The sequence below is a fragment of the Longispora urticae genome, assembly GCF_053902585.1.
Genome location: NZ_JAQZSH010000027.1, coordinates 178,537 through 195,722, shown reverse-complemented (window position 1 = coordinate 195,722; position 17,186 = coordinate 178,537). Strand labels below are relative to the sequence as shown.

Here is a 17,186-nt window from a genome sequence, read left to right as displayed (position 1 = left end):
GGTGGCGCCTGCGGGGCGCGCGGTTCTGGCACGGCGGCGATGTCCGGCAGGGCGCGGCTCGTGTTGACGGGGCCGGGGTGAGGGACGGCTCGGGTGAGACGGGGCCCAGGTGAGAAGGGGCGGCCAGCCGGGGCCGGTCCACTCCCAGCCGAGGAACGGACATGCCAAGGCGTGGCCGGCCCGAGCCAGGGGCAGTCCGGTGCCGGCGGGGTCAACATCGCGATCGGTGCGCAGTCCCCGGTGGCCCGGCTCGAGCCGGGCCGAGCCGGACCGGGCCGAGCCGGACCGGGCCGGACCGGGCCGAGCCGGACCGGGCCGGACCGGGCCGAGCCGGACCGGGCCGAGCCGGACCGGGCCGAGCCGGACCGAGCCGGACCGAGCCGGACCGGGCCGGACCGGGCCGAGCCGGACCGGGCCGAGCCGGACCGAGCCGGACCGAGCCGGACCGAGCCGGACCGGAGCCAGACCGGAGCCGGACCGGAGCCGGACCGGACCGGGCCGGAGCCGGGCCGGACCGAAGCCGGAGCCGGGCGCTGCGGGGCCGGGCCGTCAGCAGGTCAGGACTGGTCCTGGCGGGGCATGACCACCTCGCGGATGATCAGCTGCATAGCCGCCACGGCCGGTACCGCGATCAGCGCGCCGATGACCCCGAGCAGCGCCACCCCGACGAGTACCCCGATGATGGCCGCCAGGTCGGTCACCGCCACCGCCCGGTTCATCACCTTGGGGTAGATGATCCAGTTCTCCAGTTGCTGGTAGACCACGAAGAAGACGACGCAGGCGATGCCGACCCCGAGGGAGCCGGCCGCGAAGCCGACGACGCACACGACGACCGCGCCGAGGGTGGCGCCCACCTGTGGGATCAGGTCGAGGACGGCGACGAGGAGGGCGAGGGCGTACGCGTACGGGATGCCGACGATCAGCATGAAGATGTACGAGGTGATCCCGGCGCAGGCCGCGATGCCGATGGCCCCGATCATGTACCCGCCGACCTTGGCGAGGATCTCGTCGCCGAGCCGCTCGGCGCGCACCCGGCGCGAGGCGGGCACCAGCTTGTAGGCCCCGGACTTGAGCCGGTCGAACGCGGCCAGGAAGTAGAAGGTCAGCACCACGGCCATCAGCGCGTTGAACATGGTGCCGAACACGGTGCTGACCCCGCCGAGCACCCCGCCGAACAGGTTGCTGATGTTCGTGGCGGTCGCGGCGCCCTTGACCTTGGTGATGATGTCGTACTTCTTGTCCAGGTCGTTGAGCCACTCGTTGTGGGTCAACTGCTGGAGGTAGTCGGGGAACTTCTCGATGACCTGGTCGCCCTGCTGGACCAGGGGCGGGATGAGGGCCGCGATGCCGCCGCAGAACACGAGCACCATGCCGAGCCCGACGATCGCGACGGCGACGCCCCGGTTCAGCCCCCAGGAGCGCAGCTTGACGACGGCCGGGTTGAGCCCGACGGCCAGGAACGCGGCCACGAAGATCAGGAGCAGCATCGACCAGACGCTGACGACGGCCTGGTAGGCCACGTACGCCATGATCAGGCCCGCGCCGCCGACCAGCCCGGTGATGAACGGCGAGCGGGAGAACGGCTTGCCGGGTGTGCCGAACCGGGAGACCTCCCCGGCGGCGTGCTCGGCGGCGTCCGCCAGCTCTTCGAGGGCCTCTGCGGGCTCTTCGGGGTGCGCGGGTTCCTGGCCGGTCATGGGCCGAGCCTAGCGGTCCCCCGCCAGTTGGCTGGTGAACGCCCGGACGGCGGCGGTGAACTCGGCGGGACGTTCCCATGGCGGCAGGTGTCCCGCGCCGGGGATCGTGACGAGTCGGGCGCCCGGTACCGCGTCGGCGATCCTGCGTGCCTCCGCCGGCGGGGTGGTGGTGTCCAGCTCCCCGACGAGCACCACGGTCGGCACGGTGACCTGCCGCAACGTGTCGAAGGAGTCGGGTCGGGCGGCCATGGCGCGCTGGGCCCACGCGACGGCGGCGGGGCGCGCGGCGCGTACCCCCCGCTGGACCTCCTCCAGGACCGGGGACCCGGGGGCCAGCATCCGGGCGGCGAGCGGCTCGGTGTCGTCGCCACCGGCCAGGACCGATTCGGCCATCCTCAGCCGGTTGGCGGCGGCGTCGGGCGCGTCGGCGCCGGCCCTGGTGTCGGCGAGGATCAGGGCACCGATCCTTTCCGGGTACCGCCGGAGCACCGCCATCGTCACGTAGCCCCCCATCGACACCCCGCCGAGGATCACCCGGTCGAGGCCGCGCCGGTCGAGTTCGGCGACCACGTCGTCGGCGAGGGTGTCCAGGGTGGGTTCGCCGGCGGGCACGGCCGAGGTGCCGAAGCCGGCCAGGTCGGGGGTGATCAGGTCGGGCAGGTCGACGGCGGCGAACATGGCCGAGGACAACGGGAACGCGTGCAGCAACACGATGGGATCCACCCGACCATGATCCCAGGTCCGGGGCCGGGTGGCGGGGCGGACACCGGGCGACGGGCCCGCGGATCCCGGACGGGGCGGGCGGGGCCGGCGGGAATCCGCACGTCCGGAATACGGGACAGCTGACCGGGCCGCCGACGGGTTAGGCTCCGCCGGCAGCCGAGCACTCCGACCATCACGGGGAACCACACATGACCCTCCGCCGGGCATCCCTCGCCCTGAGCACGCTTCTGCTGCTGGGCGCCGTCGCCGGGTGCGACCTGGTGCCGGGGAGGAATCCAACCGTGGCGCCGAGCCCGAGTGCGGTGAAGTTGACCGATCCCGAGATGTTCGCGATGGCTAGGAAGGCGCTCCTTCCGGAGGACGCGCTGGCGGAGATCTCGTTTCCCGGAAAGAGCGAACCGGAAGCCCCGCAGGCTGTCCAGTCGATGCTGCTCGGCTGCGCTCCCGGCCTGACCACCGATCCGATGATCACGGGCAGGGCGGTCCGGATCTGGCCCAACACCCAGCGCCAGTGGGCACTCAGCGGCGCGTACGGCTTCCAGGACGCGACCGCCGCCCAGGTCATCGGGGAGATCCGCAGGACCATCCCGGAGAAGTGCCACTCCTGGCGCAGGACGAGCCTGAACCCGGACCGCACGATGGACCACGCCTCCGACCTCGAGCTTCCCGAGCTACCTGGCACGACGGCCAGCTACGGCTACTGCCTGACGGTGACCTTCACGGCGTGGGGCAACCAAACCACCGAGTGCGCCGTCTTCGTCGGGCGCAAGTCTGCCGGCATGGACCTGGTCGCGTCCTTCCACTACTCGAACGACAACGCGACCTTCGCCAGGGCCGGTGTCATCCGGCTCGCGCCGAAGGTCGCCGAGCAGCTCCTGAAGGTCTGACCAGCCGGTCATCCGCGTGACAGAGCCGTGAAAGGACACCCGGCTACGATGCCGACACCATCCACCCACCACACGGGGAACGACATGACCCTCCGCTGGATCCCTCTCGCCCTCGCGGCGGTCCTCGCGTTGACGGCCGGCTGCGACAACGGAAGCGAGCCCGCCGCGAAGACCCCGGCCCCCTCCTCGGCCGCCCCGAGCCCCACCCCGCCGGCGAGCCCGACCCGGTCCGGGGCCGAGAAGATCGACCAGATCAAGCGGGGGGTACTGGTCGACGCGGACGTCAGCACGTACTCGGGCGGCGCCACCCCGACGGAGTCGCGGAACGAGACCCTGTTGGGGCCGTGCTCGCCCCCGGTGACCGCGCTGGGCAATATCCAGTTCACCTGGGGGCAGGTCTGGAAGGACAAGGACAGGTTCTACTTCGTGACCAGCGTCGTGCAGGGCGCCGGCACCGGCGACCCGCAGGCCGTGGTCGCCGAGATCCGTACGACGCTGTCCGGACTGTGCGTCAACTATTCGGCTGCCGGCCGCATCGTGGACTTCACGAAGGAGCTGTCGGTGCCGGCGCTGACCGGGGTGGTCGCGCAGTACGGCTGGTGCCTGCGGTACCAGTTCGACGACGGCGACAAGGCCAAGTACAACACCCTGTGCGGGGTGATCATGGTGCGCAGGGTCGCCGACCTGACCCTGGTGGCCAACGTGCGGGTCAGCGCCTTCGATCCGGGCGACGCGGAGAAGGCGGTGCTGGACCTGGCCCCGAAGGCGGCGGCCCGGTTGATGGCCGCCTGATCCCCACCGCGCGGACCAGGGCCGGCCCGGTCCTGGTCCGCGCACCGGGGCCGCCTCCGGTCCGCTGCGGGCCACGCGCGGGGGCCGAACGGGTGGGGAAAGCGTGACCGTTACCCGACTGACAGTCCCGTGCGGCAGCGGGCAGGATGAGGGCGTGCACCTTCTCGCCGTGAGTCACGCCGATCCCTCCCAATCCGACCGGGTCGAGCTGCCCGACGGCACCCTCGCCGAGGGCGGTTTCACGGTCCTGCTGAACCGCGAGCCCCGCTCCCCGGGCGGCGATGTCACCACCGCCGACGTGGCCGGCTGGCTGGTCAGCGGCCCGGAGGCGTTCGGGCTGGTCACGCCGCCGTTCGCCGCCGCGCACCGGGCCGCCGCGGGGGAGCCGGTCGTCGCGGTGACCGACTTCCTGGGCTTCCGCCAGGTGTACTGGTGGCAGGGCTCCGGCGTCGCCGGCCTCGGTACGAGCGCGCCCGAGCTGGCCCGGGTCGCCGGCGCGGCCCTCGACCACGACGCGCTCGGCGTGCAGAGCCTCCTCGGCTGGCAGCTGGGCGACGCCACCCCGTTCGCGGGCGTGTCCAAGGTGCCGGCCGGCCACTACGCGCGGCTGCACCGGGGCAGGGTGGAGCTGGTCCGGTACGACGTGGACCGCTCCGAGGAGCCCCGGGGGAAGCAGGCGACGGCCGTCGAGGCGGCGGGGCTGCTCCGCGACTACCTGGTGCGGTACCTGGACGAGCACTCCGACCCGGTGCTCCAGCTGACCGGCGGGCACGACTCGCGGATCCTGCTCGGGGCGATCCCGAGTGACCGGCGGCGCGGCCTGCACACGTTGACGCTGGACTCGCCGGGCGGGCGGGACGCGCCGATCGCGCGGGCGCTGTCGGCCCGGTACAAGATGAACCACCAGGTCTTCGACACCAGCTCGCTGACCGGCCTGACGGCGGCCGAGGGCTACGCGCTGGCGACGACCGCCGCGCTGCGCCTGGACTGCGCGGCCAACCCGCTCGCGCTCGCCCCGCTGTCGGCGGCGGAGAGCCAGCTCCCGCAGGGCCGGCGGCTGTCGGGGCTGGGCGGCGAGGTGGCCCGCGGCTTCTACTACGGCGCGCAGCCCTCGGGCGCGACGACGGCGCACCTGGCGGAGCGGTTCGCCCGGTGGCGGCTGTTCACCAATGAGGCCGTGGACCGCGACGCGCTGGTGCCGGAGTTCTCGGAGGCGGCGGAGAAGTACACGATCGGCCTGGTCACGGCCCAGCTGACGGGCTACGGCGACCAGTGGCTGCGTTCGCTGGACGAGTTCTACCTGTGGCAGCGGATGCAGCGCTGGGGCGGGGTGCACGGCACGGTCGCGGCCGTCGACCGGGTGTTCCTGAACCCGATGTTCGACCGGCGTTTCATCGAGCTGGCCCGCGCCGCCGACCCGGCCGACAAGCGCGACTCCCGCCTGCTCGCCGCGATCATGCGCGAACTCGACCTGGAGCTGGCCGTGATCCGCCTCGACAGCGGCCGCAGCCCCAACCAGCTCGCCAAGGGCCGGGGCAACTGGCGGGCCACGGCGCGCAAGGCCGTCGGCAAGGTGGCCCAGCGGGTGTCGGGCAGCCGGCGGGCCTCGTTGGGCGCGCCGCTGCTGTCCCGGCTGGTGGTGGAGCACTGGCGGGCGAACCCGGAGCTGCTGGCCGGCCTGCCGGACCTGGTGCGGCCGTCGTACGTGGCGGAGCTGCTGGACGGGCGGCGGCCGGGCGACCAGGCGACGGTGGCGTTCCTGCTCAATGTCCTGGCGGTCCCGACCCGCTGATCCGGGTCGGGACCTGGGCGGGTGTGCGGGCCAGGCGCGGGGCCGCCCGTTTCGGGGAGAGCGAGTCCCCTCCCCGACCGGGTACCCCTAGCGCGGGGTGTACTCCTCGATCTTCGAGCGGGTGCGCAGGCCCCGCCGGCCGATCCGCCGCACCGTCCCGACCGTCGAGCGCAGCTTGTCCTTCACGGTCAGTTTCCGGAGCCAGATCCCGAACATCGGCATTCCCCGGTACCGGGGCGCGGGCAGTCCCGACAGCCGCAGCGCGACGGTCCGGCCCCAGACGGCGCCCCGTACCTTGAGCAGCCCCGCCTGGGACGCCGGTAGGGTGGAGTTCGGGACGGGGCTGGCGACGAGTACCCCGGCGGCGATGGCCGCGAGCACGACCTCGACGCCCCGGGCGGTGCGCGCCACGATCAGCGAGCGGCCCGGGTCGCCGGCGGTCGGGCGGTGCCACGGGTCGCCCACGGACACGTCGGCGAACTCGCCCGTGTGGTCGGCGCACAGGTAGCAGCGCCACTGGCGGTGCTTCTCCAGGATGCCGCCCCAGGAGGCGTCGTAGCTGAGCTGGCGTTCGCCCGGTTCGGCGCGGGCCTCCCCCGGCCAGCCGTCGCCCCGGTAGTGCAGGGACTTCAGGTTCTCCGGGTCGGAGCCGAGCGCCCTGATGAGTTCCAGGGTGCCCTTCGTGGAGGGCGTGCCGGCGCAGAAGATCGCGATGGTCAGGCCCAGGTTCGCGTCCAGCGCCGGGCGCAGGGCGCGGGCCTTGTGCGAGGCGGCCACGTCGCAGGGCTTGCCGATGAACACGCTGGGCGCGTCGGCGGCCTCGACCAGGCCGAGGCCCTCGGCGGGGCTGGCCGGCGCGTACCGGGAGCCGACGTGTTCGAGCAGCTCAGCGGGGGTGCGGCTGAACTTCACCTCGTTGAGGTACGGGATGTCGGCGCGCGCGCCGGTGTGCAGTACCCCGCCGAAGTCCCTGTGTTCGAGGCAGAACGAGGCCAGGGCGGTGGCGGCCCCGCCGGAGGAGGCGGAGTGCCGCAGCGGGGCGGAGGCGGCGTAGCCCTCCCACATGCCGAGGACCGGGCCCCAGCCGTCGAGCTGGGGGCGGTCGTCGGGGACGGCGGTCAGGCCGACGCCGGGGCAGGCCTTGAGCGCGTCGGCCTCGTGACCCGCGCAGCCCGGGGCCTGGGGCGCGGCGCCCACGGGGCGGATCGGCAGCGGCCGCCGCCCCTCCGCCAGCACATCCACCATCCGGTACGACTCGGGCGCGAGGTACGCGCACACCCCGCACCCGGTGCACAGCTTCCGCTCCGCCACGTCCTCAATGCTGCGCACGGATCAGCTCCACCAGGTCGTCGAGCTGCTGCCCGGCGGCGGTGCGGGCGCGCGCCGAGCCGGTGACGAGCTCCTCGCGGGTGGCCGCGCGGGCCGTCCACGAGTCCCACAGCTCCGCGAGCAGGGTGTCGGTGTCCAGGGTGCGGGCGTCGGCGACCCGGTGGCCCTGGCCTGCGGTGGCGAACACGCCCCGGGCCTTGTCGGAGTACGCGACGCAGGCCGCCGGCACCCCGGAGGACAGGGCCGCGATGGTCGCGTGCATCCGCATCCCGCACAGCCAGTCGCCGCGCCCGATGAGCCACTTGGACTCCTGGCAGTCGAGCCCGGACGGCGCGGCGGCGACCCGGTCGGGGCCGTACTCGGCGGAGAGCCGGGCGACCAGGGTCCGGGTGATCGCGTCGTCGTCGTCGCGCGCGCCCGGGGTGGACACGTGCGGGACGAACAGCAGCCGGGCGCCGTCGTCGAGCAGCCGCCGGGTGAGGACCTCGACGACCTTGACCAGGTCGGCCGACAGCCCGAACCGGGTCTCGGCGGGGTCGAGGAGCAGACCGGACACGTTGAGTACGGCGACCTCGCCGCCGCCCTTCGCCAGCCACTCCTCCAGCTCGTCGGACTCGAACGGCCGGGTGGGCAGCGCGAACGCCACGTCCACGCCCTGCCGGTGCTTGGCCGGGTCGAAGCCGCCGCCGACGAGCTCCTTCAGGCGCGCGAAGCTGTCGGGGTCACGCGCCCAGGCCCCGGCGGCGGCGAGCACGAGTTCGCGGGCCTCGCGGCGGGTCGCGGCGCCCCGGAACGGTCCGTACGTCTGGGGCAGGAAGATCAGCGGGCGGCTGCGGGCCACGGCGAGCTTCTTGGGCCAGTTGACGAGCCGCCAGCGGACCGGGCTGTACAGGTCGGTGAAGCTGTCGCCGCCCGAGGTGTCCAGCACCGCGTCGGCGGCGTTGAGCCGGGCCGCACCCGGGTTGGCGATGCCGCCGAGCGCGGCGGAGACGGCCATGTGGTGGTAGGACTCGGGGCGGTGGTAGCGCCGGGTGAGCCGCGCGCCGACCCGGGTCACGCCGGGCAGCTTGGGGTCGGGGCGCACGCCCCAGCCGTCGTCGTACCAGGTGACCTCGGCGTCGGGCACCCTGCTGAGGATGCCGGTGGCCGTGGCGGTGGCCAGGGCGGCGACGCCCCGGTTGCGGGCCTCGCCGTTGGAGCCGAACAGGGCGACCCTCATGCGGCACCGCCCGACACGGTCGCGCCGCCGAAACCGAGGGACGCGCCGTCGAAGCCGAGCGCGGGACGGTCCTCGCGGGGCGCGCAGACCACGTCCCCGTTACCCAGGAACGCCAGCCGCAGCACCCCGGCTTCCTCGACGAACCGTTCCCCGGTCGCGGGGCACTTCCACCCACCGGGCTCGGCCACGAGGCGCTCACCGGAGCGCCCCACCCACCCGACCCAGCGCGCCGGATTCCCGACCACGAGCGCGTGCGCCGGCACGTCCTTGGTGACCACGGACCCGGCCCCGACCAGGGCGTACGACCCGATCGTGACGCCCGCGACGACGACACTGCGGGCCCCGACCGACGCGCCGTGCCGCACGGTCACCGGGTCGGCGTGCCAGTCCTCGGCGCCCTTCAACTCACCGTCGAGGTCGATGGAACGCGGGTACCGGTCGTTGGTGAGGATCACGCCGGGGCCGAGGAACACGCCGTCCTCGACGACGGCCGGTTCGAAGACCATCGCGTAGTTGTGCACCTTGCACCGGTCGCCGATCGTGACGTCGGGGCCGATGTACGCGCCGCGGCCGATGTTGCAGTCCGCGCCGATCACCGCCCCGGAACGGACCTGGGCGAGGTGCCAGACCCGGGTGCCGGCACCGATGGTGACGCCCTCGTCGATGTCGGCCGAATCCTGAATCACGAGAGCTCCAGAGTCATCTTCGTCGCGGTGAAGGCCTCGGCGTACCGGTGGCGGCACTCGGCGCCGCGCAGCCGGGCCAGGGCCAGGAAGAACTCGTCGTCCCACCAGTCCCGGGCGTGCTGGGAGGGGTAGGACTTGTGCAGCAGTTCGACCTTGCGGCGCGCCACGTCGTCGGGCAGCGGCACGTACACGTTGGGCCGGCCCAGGTCCCCGTCCCACTTGGGGATCTCGTAGTGCAGGATCTGGGCGTCCCGGAACGCGGTGGGGGCCAGTTCGGCGAGCAGCCGGTGGTCCTGGTGCGCGTCGTAGAGCGCGGGGGCGAGCACGAGGTCGGCGGGCACGGTGGCCGCGGCCTGCACCGCCGCCTTGGCCTCCGCCCAGTGGGCCGGCAGCCGGCCATCGGGCAGGGCCGAGAACGCGAACGTGACCTCCGCGTCGGGCAGGAACGCGGCGGCGGCGGCCCGGGCCTCGGCGAGGCGGGCCGGGGACCCCGTCAGCAGTACATAATGGACAGATTTGGGGGTCAGCGACAGCAGCAGGCCGCCGGCGGCGATCTCGATGTCGTCGGGGTGCGCGCCGAGCAGCGTCAGCCGCTCGACCTTCTCAAGCCGCACCATGCGGGGCCCTCAACTCCTCCGCGTCGGCGGGGACGGAGCCGTGCAGCTCGTCCCACAGCATCCACGGGGCGGTGCCGTGGTTGTAGAGGGCCTCCAGCTCGGCCCGCTCCTTGAGCGTGTCGGCCGGACACCAGAAACCGTGATACGGGTACGCGAGCAGCTCCTTGCGTTCCGCCAGCCGCGCGAACGCCTCCACGACCAGCTCCTCGCCCTCGTGCAGCACGTCGAAGACGCTGGGCCGCAGGACGAAGTAGCCGCCGTTCTCGTAGGCGAGCATCTCCCGCATGGGGCGCAGCCGCTCGACGTGCCCCTCGTCGGTGAACTCGACCATGTGGTGCGAGGACTGCGGCGGCACGGCCAGCAGGGACGCCTGCGCGCCGGTCGCCCGGACCCGCTCGATGATCTCCGGCAGGGGCGCGTCGGTGAGTGTGTCGGCGTAGTTGGCCAGGAACAGCTCCTCGCCCTCCACGTGCTTGCGCACCGCGAGCAGCCGTTCGCCGATCGTGGCCTTGAGCCCGGTGTCGACGAACGTGATCGTCCAGTCCTCGATGTCGCTGGAGGCCAGCTCGATCTTCCGGCCGCCCTCCGAGAGGGTGAAGTCGTTCGACCGGGTCTCGTCGTAGTTCAGGAAGAAGTCCTTCACCGCCGACGCGCCGTAGCCGAGGCAGAGGATGAAGTCGGTATGACCGAAATGCGCGTAGTAGCGCATCACGTGCCAGAGCAGCGGGCGGTCGCCCACCATCACCATGGGCTTCGGGGCGTCGGAGGTGCCGTCGCGCATCCGCATCCCGTAGCCACCGCAGAACAGAACTACCTTCACGACACTTCCAGGCTCGGGATCGGGTAGACGAGCTTGCCGCCCCATTCGCGCACATAGGCCAACTGGGCGTCCAGCTCGATCTTCAGGTTCCACGGCAGGACGAGGACATAGTCCGGTCGGTCCTTTTCGATCCGATCAGGGGCGAAGATCGGAATATGGGTACCGGGGAGGAACTTCCCGTGCTTGTGCGGGCTCCGGTCGACCGTGTACGCGAGCAGGTCCTCGCGGATGCCGCACTGGTTGAGCAGGGTGTTGCCCTTGCCCGGGGCCCCGTAGCCGACGACGGTCCTGCCCTCGCGCCGCGCCGTGATCAGGAAGTCCAACAGGTCGAACTTCACCTTGTCGACCTCCGCCGCGAACCCCTTGTGCCCCGCCACGTCGTGCAGGCCCGCCTCAGCCTCGCGGGCGAGGAGGTCCTGGGCGCGGGCGGAGAGCGGCTGCGGGGTGAGCCGGGCGTGAACTCTCAGCGACCCGCCGTGCGTGTCGAGCTCCTCGACATCGACCAGGTGCAGACCGCCGCTGAGCAGGGCGCGCTGGGCGGTGAGGAGGGTGTAGTACTGGTAGTGCTCGTGGTAGATCGTGTCGTACTGGCGCCGTTCGATCAGGCGCAGCAGGTGCGGGAACTCCAGCGTGACCAGCCCGGTCTCCTTCACCAGGGCGGCGAGGCCCTTCGTGAAGCCGGTGATGTCCGGAATGTGCGCGTAGACGTTGTTGCCGCAGACCAGGTCGGCCCGGCCGTGCTTCGCGGCGACCGCGGCACCCGTCTCCGGTCCGAGGAACTCGACCTCCGTGCGGATGCCCTTCGCCCGGGCCACCTCGGCGACGTTGGCCGCGGGCTCGACCCCGACGACGGGGACCCCGCGCGCGACGAAGTGCTGGAGCAGGTAGCCGTCGTTGCTGGCCACCTCCGTTACCAGACTGTCGCCGTCCAGCCCGAGGGTCTCGACCATCGTGTCGGCGTACCGCTTCGCGTGCGCGACCCAGGAGTCCGAGTACGACGAGAAGTAGGCGTAGTCGGAGAAGATGTCCTCGCCGGCCACATAGGCGGGCAGCTGGACGAGTAGACAACTCGGGCAGACCCGGACATGCAAGGGGTAGAAAGATTCCCTTTCATCGAGTTTGTCCGCAGCGAGAAAGGACTCGCACAGGGGGGACATCCCCAGATTGACGAAGGTTTCGGTCAAATCCGCGCCGCACAGACGGCACTCAGGCACGATCACCGGGCTAGTCAATGATCTCTCCACACGTGCGGTCCAGTGGTCAGTAAAAAACCCGTCAGAGGGTATGGGACACAATACTTATCGCTTACAGTCGCGGCGTATCACTCTGCCTGGGGCCTGGGGGTCAAAGAACATGCGCGTGCTCGTCACCGGTCACCACGGATACATCGGAAGTGTCCTCACACCCCTGCTCAAGTCGGCCGGGCACGACGTGGTTGGCCTGGACACGGACTTCTTCAAGGCCTGTCTGCTCGGCTCCGACGTCGACGAGGTGCCCTCGGTCGAGGTCGACATCCGGGACGTCACGCCGGCGCACTGCGAGGGCTTCGACGCCGTCCTGCACCTCGCCGCGCTGTCGAACGACCCGCTGGGCAACCTGTCCCCTCAGATCACATATGACATCAACCAGCATGCCTCGGTCCGGCTCGCCGCCGCCGCGAAGGCCGCCGGGGTGCGCCGTTTCCTGTTCTCGTCCTCCTGCAGCCTGTACGGCGCGGGCGGCGAGGCCCCCGTCACCGAGGACGCCCCGTTCTACCCGGTGACCCCGTACGGCGAGTCCAAGGTGCTGGCCGAGCAGGAGATCAGCAAGCTCGCCGACGCCGACTTCGTGCCCACGTACCTGCGCAACGCCACGGCCTACGGCGTCTCCCCCCGGCTGCGCGGCGACATCGTGGTGAACAACCTGGTCGCGCACGCGGTGACCACGGGCAAGGTGCTGCTCCAGTCCGACGGCACCCCGTGGCGCCCCCTGGTGCACTGCGAGGACATCGCCCGCGCGTTCGTCGCGCTGCTCGACGCCGACGCCGACCTGATCCGGGACCGCGCGTACAACGTGGGCCTGACCAGCGAGAACTACCGGATCCGCGAGGTCGCCGAGCTGGTGGGCGCCGCCGTCGAGGGCAGCGTGGTCAGCTTCGCCGAGGGCGCGTCCTCCGACAAGCGCGACTACCGGGTCGACTGCGAGCGGATCAAGCACGAGATCCCCGGGTTCCAGCCGCAGTGGACCGTGCCGACCGGCATCGCGCAGCTCGTGGCCGCGTACCGGGAGCACGGGCTGACCGCGGAGGAGTTCGCCGGGGCCAAGTACCAGCGGATCGCCCGGATCCGGGAGCTGCTGGACGGCGGCCTGCTGGGTCCCGACCTGCGCCCCGCGTCGTGACCCGGCAGCACATCTCCGAGCTGGACTGCGAGGCCTGCGGGGCCCCCGGACCGAAGCCGTGCGCGGACCTCGGGCTGTTCCCGGCCTCCTGCGGGGTGACCTGGCCCGAGCCGCCGCGGAACCCGGCGACGGGCCGGATGGACCTCTGGTACTGCCCCGAGTGCGCGCACGTGCTCAACTGGGGCTTCCGCGAGGACCACCGGGCCGCCGACGGCCTGTTCGACAACAGCATGCTGTCCTCGGCCTCGTACCGGGCGCACGTGGCGAGCGTGGCCCAGCGGGTGACGGGCTGGACCGGGGACACCCCCGACCGCCCCGCGCCGACCCGGGTCCTGGAGCTCGGCTGCGGCGAGGGCGAACTGCTGGAGCTGCTGCCCGGCGAGCGGACCGGCTGGAGCCGGCACGTGCCGGAGACCGTCAGCCGCAACGGCTACACCCTCCACTCCGGCACCTGGCGGCCGGGGACGGAGACCTACGACCTCGTGGTCGCCCGGCACGTCCTCGAACACGTCAGCGACCCGCTCAGCCTGCTGAAGCAGCTCCGGCGGGTGACCGACGGCCGGGGCTACTTCGAGGTCCCCGACGCCGGGTACGACCTGGGCGCGGCCGGCTGGGACGTGATCTACCCGCACGCGCAGTACTTCCACGCCGGGTCCCTGGTCGCGATGTGCGAGCGGGCCGGGTTCACGGTCACGAACTACGGGCTGACGTTCCACGACCAGTACCTGTTCGTCGAGGTCAGCACCGACCCGGCCGCGGAGCAGGCCGAGGGCTGCGTGGACTGCGGTCCGCTGGACAACGACCACCAGCGGGCCATCGTGCAGAACTTCGGCGACCGGTTCGGCGCGCTCGTCGACCGGTGGCAGGGCGTGCTGAAGAGCCACCACAGGCCGGCGCTGTGGGGCGCGGGCGCCCGGGGCGTGACGTTCCTGGCCACCGTGGACCCCGGGCACACCATGACCGTGGTCGACCTCAACGCGGGCAAACACGGGCGTTTCCTGCCGACCGGACACCGGGTGGACGCGCCGTCCAGCCTGCCGCTGGACACCGATGTGGTGATCATCACCAACCCGGCGTACCAGAAGGAGATCGCCCTTTCCGTCGCCGAGCTGGGCATCACCTGCGAGGTGCTGGTCGCATGAGCGAGCGGCAGCGAGCGAATCAGGGACACAGCGGTGAGGTGCCTCGTGCGGCCGGCGAGCGAAGCGAGGCGGGCGCATGAGGGTGACCGTCGGGATGCCGGTCTACAACGGCGAGAAGTACGTCGCGGAGACCATCGCGGCGCTGCTCGCCCAGGACTACGACGACTTCGAGCTCCTGATCAGCGACAACTGCTCCACGGACAGCACGCCGGAGATCTTGCGGTCGTTCGACGACCCGCGGATCCGGTACAGCCGGACGGACCGCAACATCGGCGGGGTGCACAACTTCAACCGGGTCGTGGCCCTCGCCGAGGGCGAACTGTTCAAGTGGACCGGCTACGACGACATGTGCGCCCCGACGATGCTCAGCCGGTGCGTCGAGGCCCTGGACGCCGCGCCCGGAGCCGTCCTGGCCTACCCGCGCACCGTCCTGATCGACGGGGCGGGCGCCCGGACCCGCTCGCACCGCGACTTCCTCGACCTGCGCGCACCCTCGGCGTGGCGGCGGGTGGCCCGCTACGCCCGCAAGATCAGCCTGGTGAACCCGATGTACGGCGTGATCCGCACCGCCGCCCTCCGCCGCACCGGCATCCTGCGCACCTACGTGTCCAGCGACTACACGATGCTCGCGGAGCTGGCCGCGCTGGGCGAGTTCCACGAGGTACCCGAGGAACTGTTCTTCCGCCGGGTGCACGAGGACTCCACGGCCCTGGCCCCGGAGCGCAAGCTCGCCGACCTGGCCCGGTGGTGGAATCCCGACGGCCCGGCCCGGGCCCGCGCGCCCCGGCTCCGGATGCAGGCGGAGACCGCGCGCGCCCTGCTGGCGATCGACCCCCGGGCCGCGGTGGCCTGGACGCTCAACTGGAACGCGCGCAAGACCAAGGACCGGCTCAGCAGGCTCAAGCGAAGGGTGATCCGGTGAAGAGCGCCGTCGGCTGGTCGTACATCCTCACCGGCGGGCGCCTCGCCGTCACCATGATCGTGATGCTGCTGCTGGCCCGGTTGCTCGGCCCGGCCGCGCTCGGCGTGCTCACCCTGGCCCTGGTGCTGGTCAACCTCGTGCAGGCGGTGCTGCAACAGGGCCTGATGGCCGCGATCATCCAGCGGTCCGAGCTGCGCGACGAGCACCTGAACGCGGCGTTCTGGCTGCTCCTGGTACTCAGCGTGGTGCTGGCCCTCGCCCTGGCCGCGATCACCCCGCTGTACGCGTCCGTGGCCGGCTCCAAGTCCCTGACCGGGGTCTGCCTGGCCCTGACCCCGCTGCTGCCGCTGCTCGCGCTGTCCCTGATCCCGGAGGCGCTGCTCCGCCGGGAGCTGCAGTTCAAGACCCTGACCGTGCGGTCCCTGGCCTCGGTGGTCCTGGGTGGCGTCGTCGGCGTGGGCATGGCCTTCCTCGGGTACGGCGTCTGGGCCCTCGTCTTCCAGCAGCTCATCACGGCCGGCGTCGGCGTGGCCGTCCTGTGGTGGACGACCGCCTGGCGGCCCAGCCGGCCCCGGATCCGCCCGGCCATGGAGTTGTGGAGCTTCTCGTCCAAGTCGGCGCTGGCCAGCGTGGGCCTGCTCGTCGGCACCCGGGGCTACGTCCTGATCACCGGCGCGTTCTTCGGCCCGGTGGCCGTCGGTCTGCTCCGGCTGGCCTCCCGGCTGTCGGAGACCCTGGTGGACGTGGCCGCCCGGTCGCTGCAACAGGTGTCCCTGCCCGAGTTGTCGCGGTTGCAGGACGACAAGCCGGCGTTCGCGGCCCGGCTCGGCGCGCTCCAGCACCTCGGCGCGCTGCTCGGCCTGCCGGCGCTGGGCATCCTGGCGGGGATCGCGCACCCGTTCATGGTGTTCCTCGGCCCGTCGTGGTCCCCGGCCGCCAACGCGCTGCAACTGCTGTGCCTGGTCGGCGCGGTCAACGTCTACGGGGTACTGCTCGGCCCGGCCCTCCAGGCGGCCGGACGGCCCGGAACGCTGTCGGTGGTGGTCTGGAGCCAGGCCGGCCTGTCCCTGGTCGGCTACGCGGCCGTGGGGTGGTTCGCCGACGGCATGACGGTGTCGGAGCAGGTGTTCGGGATCGCCCTGACCACGCTGATCTCCGAGGTGGTCGTGGTGGCCGCCGCGCTGTGGTGGACGCTGCGCCGGGTGCTGGGCGTGCCGTGGTGGCCGACCCTGGCCCCGACCGTGCCGGCGGCGCTGGCCGGGGTGGCCGGTTTCCTGGTGGCGGCGTTCGTGGACCAGTACGACCGGCACCTGCCACCCGTGGTGGCGGTCCTGTTGCAGGGCGTGATCGGGGTACTGGTGGCCGGCGGGCTGCTGCTCGTCCTGGACGCCAAGGCGCGGGAGCTGGCGCGCCGGCTCGGCCGGAAGCTGCGACTGACGCCGGCGAGGGTCTGACCAGCGCGTTCCGACCCGCGCGTTACCTGGGCGCTCTACCCGCCTGGTGTGACCCGCCCGGTCGTGGCCGCCGTCAGCGGGGGAAGTCCGGGTAGGTCGCGTCACGCTCGGCGATCACGACCGGCTCCCCCGGCCACACGATCCCGAACGCCGGGTCGTTCCACCGCGCGCCCCGGTACGCGTCCGGGGTGTAGCGCTCCGACATCTGGTACGTGATCTCGACGTCGTCGGTCAGCGTCAGGTAACCGTGCGCAAAGCCGGCCGGCACGTAGAGTGTCGCCCGGTTCGTCGCGGAGAGTTCCACGGCCGCGTGCCGCAGGTACGTCGGGGAATCGGGGCGCACGTCCACGACCACGTCCCAGATGGCGCCGGCCGTGACCCGGACGAGTTTCACCTCGGCGTGCGGCGCGACCTGCCAGTGCATGCCGCGCAGGGTGCCCGCGCGTGGATTCGTGGCGATACTTCCCTGCACGAAAGCCGTGACGAGGCCGTGTCCGGCGAACTCGTCGACGCAGAACACCCGGGCGAACAGACCGCGGTGGTCGCCGACCGGTTCCGGGGTGATGAGATAGGCCCCCTCGGGGGCCAGCGGCGTGAACTGCACCCGCCCAGCGTAGCGGTCGCAGAGTTCACCACTGCGCAGCGTGAGGGCCAGGTTCGGGCCATGTCAATCACGTCTCATCAACACGCGCATACTGCTCAAGATATGGCGACGGGCATAACACTC

Annotated in this window: 16 protein-coding genes; 7 read left to right on the top strand and 9 right to left on the bottom strand. The window is 72.2% G+C overall.

The genetic code is table 11. From position 1 onward, the window contains the following. Positions 1–557: 557 nt before the first annotated feature. Complete coding sequence (locus tag PT931_RS17190; RefSeq protein WP_456246738.1) at positions 558–1,697, bottom strand: AI-2E family transporter; 1,140 nt, start codon at positions 1,695–1,697, stop codon at positions 558–560. Positions 1,698–1,706: 9 nt separating this feature from the next. Beyond that, positions 1,707–2,420, bottom strand: a complete 714-nt coding sequence (locus PT931_RS17185; RefSeq protein ID WP_456246737.1) for an alpha/beta fold hydrolase — start codon at positions 2,418–2,420, stop codon at positions 1,707–1,709. A gap of 188 nt (positions 2,421–2,608) precedes the next feature. Between PT931_RS17185 and PT931_RS17180 the strand changes: the two genes are divergently transcribed. The 3 genes from PT931_RS17180 (at position 2,609) to PT931_RS17170 (ending at position 5,891) form a co-directional block, all read left to right on the top strand. After that, positions 2,609–3,307 carry a hypothetical protein gene (locus tag PT931_RS17180; protein ID WP_456246736.1) on the top strand — a complete coding sequence of 233 codons (699 nt, stop codon included), beginning with the start codon at positions 2,609–2,611 and terminating at the stop codon, positions 3,305–3,307. A gap of 84 nt (positions 3,308–3,391) precedes the next feature. Then, entirely contained in the window at positions 3,392–4,099 is a 708-nt protein-coding gene (locus tag PT931_RS17175) for a hypothetical protein (protein WP_456246735.1), read from the top strand. A gap of 169 nt (positions 4,100–4,268) precedes the next feature. Continuing rightward, positions 4,269–5,891 (top strand): hypothetical protein, encoded by a 1,623-nt coding sequence (locus PT931_RS17170; RefSeq protein WP_456246734.1) that lies wholly within the window; start codon positions 4,269–4,271, stop codon positions 5,889–5,891. A gap of 87 nt (positions 5,892–5,978) precedes the next feature. On the opposite strand, the gene PT931_RS17165 is transcribed toward PT931_RS17170, so the two are convergent. From PT931_RS17165 to PT931_RS17140, 6 genes are read right to left on the bottom strand one after another with little or no spacing between them, the layout of a single operon-like run. Continuing rightward, entirely contained in the window at positions 5,979–7,220 is a 1,242-nt protein-coding gene (locus tag PT931_RS17165) for a Coenzyme F420 hydrogenase/dehydrogenase, beta subunit C-terminal domain (RefSeq protein ID WP_456246733.1), read from the bottom strand. Beyond that, complete coding sequence (locus PT931_RS17160) at positions 7,207–8,439, bottom strand: polysaccharide pyruvyl transferase family protein (protein WP_456246732.1); 1,233 nt, start codon at positions 8,437–8,439, stop codon at positions 7,207–7,209. The genes PT931_RS17165 and PT931_RS17160 overlap by 14 nt, the downstream gene beginning before the upstream one ends. Continuing rightward, positions 8,436–9,125: an acyltransferase gene (locus PT931_RS17155; RefSeq protein WP_456246731.1), complete on the bottom strand. Its 690-nt coding sequence runs from the start codon at positions 9,123–9,125 to the stop codon at positions 8,436–8,438. Before PT931_RS17155 ends, PT931_RS17160 begins: the two co-directional genes overlap by 4 nt. Beyond that, the gene (locus tag PT931_RS17150) at positions 9,122–9,742 is read right to left on the bottom strand and encodes a PIG-L deacetylase family protein (protein ID WP_456246730.1); all 621 of its coding nucleotides are present in this window, start codon (positions 9,740–9,742) and stop codon (positions 9,122–9,124) included. The genes PT931_RS17155 and PT931_RS17150 overlap by 4 nt, the downstream gene beginning before the upstream one ends. Further along, positions 9,729–10,562: a sugar phosphate nucleotidyltransferase gene (locus tag PT931_RS17145; protein ID WP_456246729.1), complete on the bottom strand. Its 834-nt coding sequence runs from the start codon at positions 10,560–10,562 to the stop codon at positions 9,729–9,731. Before PT931_RS17145 ends, PT931_RS17150 begins: the two co-directional genes overlap by 14 nt. Continuing rightward, positions 10,559–11,776 carry a methyltransferase domain-containing protein gene (locus tag PT931_RS17140; protein WP_456246865.1) on the bottom strand — a complete coding sequence of 406 codons (1,218 nt, stop codon included), beginning with the start codon at positions 11,774–11,776 and terminating at the stop codon, positions 10,559–10,561. The genes PT931_RS17145 and PT931_RS17140 overlap by 4 nt, the downstream gene beginning before the upstream one ends. 139 nt (positions 11,777–11,915) lie before the next feature. Here PT931_RS17140 and PT931_RS17135 point away from each other — a divergent pair, with 139 nt between their 5' ends. From PT931_RS17135 to PT931_RS17120, 4 genes are all read left to right on the top strand, one after another. Then, the gene (locus PT931_RS17135; RefSeq protein ID WP_456246728.1) at positions 11,916–12,941 is read left to right on the top strand and encodes an NAD-dependent epimerase/dehydratase family protein; all 1,026 of its coding nucleotides are present in this window, start codon (positions 11,916–11,918) and stop codon (positions 12,939–12,941) included. Beyond that, complete coding sequence (locus PT931_RS17130) at positions 12,938–14,083, top strand: methyltransferase domain-containing protein (RefSeq protein WP_456246727.1); 1,146 nt, start codon at positions 12,938–12,940, stop codon at positions 14,081–14,083. Before PT931_RS17135 ends, PT931_RS17130 begins: the two co-directional genes overlap by 4 nt. 76 nt (positions 14,084–14,159) lie before the next feature. After that, complete coding sequence (locus PT931_RS17125) at positions 14,160–15,005, top strand: glycosyltransferase family 2 protein (RefSeq protein ID WP_456246726.1); 846 nt, start codon at positions 14,160–14,162, stop codon at positions 15,003–15,005. Next, complete coding sequence (locus PT931_RS17120; RefSeq protein ID WP_456246725.1) at positions 15,002–16,459, top strand: oligosaccharide flippase family protein; 1,458 nt, start codon at positions 15,002–15,004, stop codon at positions 16,457–16,459. The genes PT931_RS17125 and PT931_RS17120 overlap by 4 nt, the downstream gene beginning before the upstream one ends. 73 nt (positions 16,460–16,532) lie before the next feature. Here PT931_RS17120 and PT931_RS17115 read toward each other — a convergent pair whose 3' ends face one another. Beyond that, positions 16,533–17,063: a dTDP-4-dehydrorhamnose 3,5-epimerase family protein gene (locus PT931_RS17115; protein ID WP_456246724.1), complete on the bottom strand. Its 531-nt coding sequence runs from the start codon at positions 17,061–17,063 to the stop codon at positions 16,533–16,535. Positions 17,064–17,186 lie beyond the last annotated feature (123 nt).

Bases quoted from the DNA above. Each gene is read 5' to 3' on its own strand.
- PT931_RS17150 (WP_456246730.1), bottom strand. From the start codon at position 9,742: ATGGTGCGGCTTGAGAAGGTCGAGCGGCTGACGCTGCTCGGCGCGCAC.
- PT931_RS17190 (WP_456246738.1), bottom strand. From the start codon at position 1,697: ATGACCGGCCAGGAACCCGCGCACCCCGAAGAGCCCGCAGAGGCCCTC.
- PT931_RS17160 (WP_456246732.1), bottom strand. From the start codon at position 8,439: ATGAGGGTCGCCCTGTTCGGCTCCAACGGCGAGGCCCGCAACCGGGGC.
- PT931_RS17180 (WP_456246736.1), top strand. From the start codon at position 2,609: ATGACCCTCCGCCGGGCATCCCTCGCCCTGAGCACGCTTCTGCTGCTG.
- PT931_RS17175 (WP_456246735.1), top strand. From the start codon at position 3,392: ATGACCCTCCGCTGGATCCCTCTCGCCCTCGCGGCGGTCCTCGCGTTG.
- PT931_RS17135 (WP_456246728.1), top strand. From the start codon at position 11,916: ATGCGCGTGCTCGTCACCGGTCACCACGGATACATCGGAAGTGTCCTC.
- PT931_RS17125 (WP_456246726.1), top strand. From the start codon at position 14,160: ATGAGGGTGACCGTCGGGATGCCGGTCTACAACGGCGAGAAGTACGTC.